The sequence below is a fragment of the Bacteroides sp. genome (assembly GCF_029057325.1).
In the GTDB taxonomy this organism is placed as follows: Bacteria; Bacteroidota; Bacteroidia; order Bacteroidales; family Bacteroidaceae; genus Bacteroides.
Genome location: NZ_JAICZW010000090.1, coordinates 1 through 1,555 on the forward strand (window position 1 = coordinate 1; position 1,555 = coordinate 1,555).

1 protein-coding gene and 1 pseudogene are annotated in these 1,555 nt (G+C 50.9%); both read right to left on the bottom strand.

Translation table 11 applies throughout. From position 1 onward, the window contains the following. Positions 1–125, bottom strand: a pseudogene (locus K2G43_RS05290) (orotidine 5'-phosphate decarboxylase); the annotation flags it as partial. Between the two features lie 41 nt (positions 126–166). After that, positions 167–1,555: DUF4153 domain-containing protein (locus K2G43_RS05295; protein WP_300153353.1), on the bottom strand; the 1,389-nt coding region annotated here is incomplete at its 5' end.

The following is a 1,555-nucleotide window of genomic DNA, read 5'->3' on the forward strand; positions in this document are numbered from 1 at the left end:
AAAGCGAAGATAGGATCTTCTTCCTTCAGCAGGTGTTCGGGGATTTTCTTGATGTCGGTGTCCAGACCTACGCAGAGGAAGGATTTCTTGCGCTTGATGTTCTCGAATAATTCTTGCTTGTTCATGTCAATGGGGTTATAGATTTATAATTTATGATTTTCGGTGGTTATTTCTTTAGATGGATGCCGGAGAACCTCAGCCGGACAAGGTGCTTTCCGGTAGTGTAGTCCGTATATGAGCCCAGATAGAAGTAGGTCAGCATGAACTTGTCTCCTGCACGGTTGCAGCGGAGGGCTTGCGGTGGCAGGTTGTACAGCTTGTCCCATTTGCGCAGATCCTGAAGAGATACGTAGGCGGTGTCTGCGGTTGCTTCATCGACATCGGCACACAGGGGGAAAGCGAGTGTGTCCGGTTTCAATGTCTGCACATGGAGGGTATCATTTGCATTGTCGTACAATACAAGTTTCGTATATCCTTCAGAAATGTCTAATGTGTTCACCCCTCTGTTGAGGTTTTGACCATAACTATACGACCCGTCATTCAAACCGGCGATTTCCTCCTCATCGTCTTCTCCTTCTACCACTACTGTATCTACGACGACAGAATTTTCCTTTATGTAGTCTTCTGCCGCCCAATAACGAACATCTTTGCTTACAAAACGTTGGATATTTTTGTCACAATAGAAGTCATCCAGTCTCTTCAGTCGGCTGTTTACGGCAAGTGCTTCTTCTTGCGGCAGCGTTTTCAGCCAGTCGAGGTATTGCTCATCGCTCATGGGCAACGTACCTTGGTAGGTGTTTGTCATCGTGGCTTCCACTTTTCTTAACAGATAGCTGCGTGAGATGCCGACATAATTCACCGGCAGTGCCGAGGTCAGCATGAAGATAGCGGCGAACGAAAGGGGAATCCAATGAATGCGCCGTGCTTTGGTGACGAACAGACCGATGCAGATCAGATAGAACCATCCGTTGAGCGTAGCGAGGTAGAGGCGGTTGAGGGTGACGCCGTAGTCGTTGAGGCGTCGGGCGATGCCCACGGTCATCAGCAGGAGCAGCGGCAACACCAACAGGGGAAGCAGGTGGGCGATGCGTTGGTCGAAGCGGCGGTTTTCTTTCAGCCTGACAGAGTAAAGTCCGAATTCCAAAGCGATGGTTAGTGCCATGAGTGCCGTCACCAGTCCCGATACCCAGCCGTTGGGCAGTTCCCATGTAACGAGGATGCGTATGGCATAGGCGTAGAGCACGGCTAGATAGCCCGCCGTGAGCGGCAGGAAGAGGTAGCGCAGGGCGTTGTTCCAGAAACAGGATGGTTGTGGGATGCGGTCGTGCTTCCGTTCGCCTTGTGGCAGCAGACCAAGGAAAATCATCGGAGCGAGCAGCGTGCAGCAGAGTGTACCGATGTAGAAGTTGCATTTATAGCCGATGTGGATGCCGAACAGCTCTTCCAGTGAAGTGAGAAGCAGACTGAGGCCGCTCCAAAGCAACAGACCCACAAGCTGGGTGATGAAGAACGAGTTGATGAAACATTGGGCAAACTTGTTGCTGGCCACATCGTT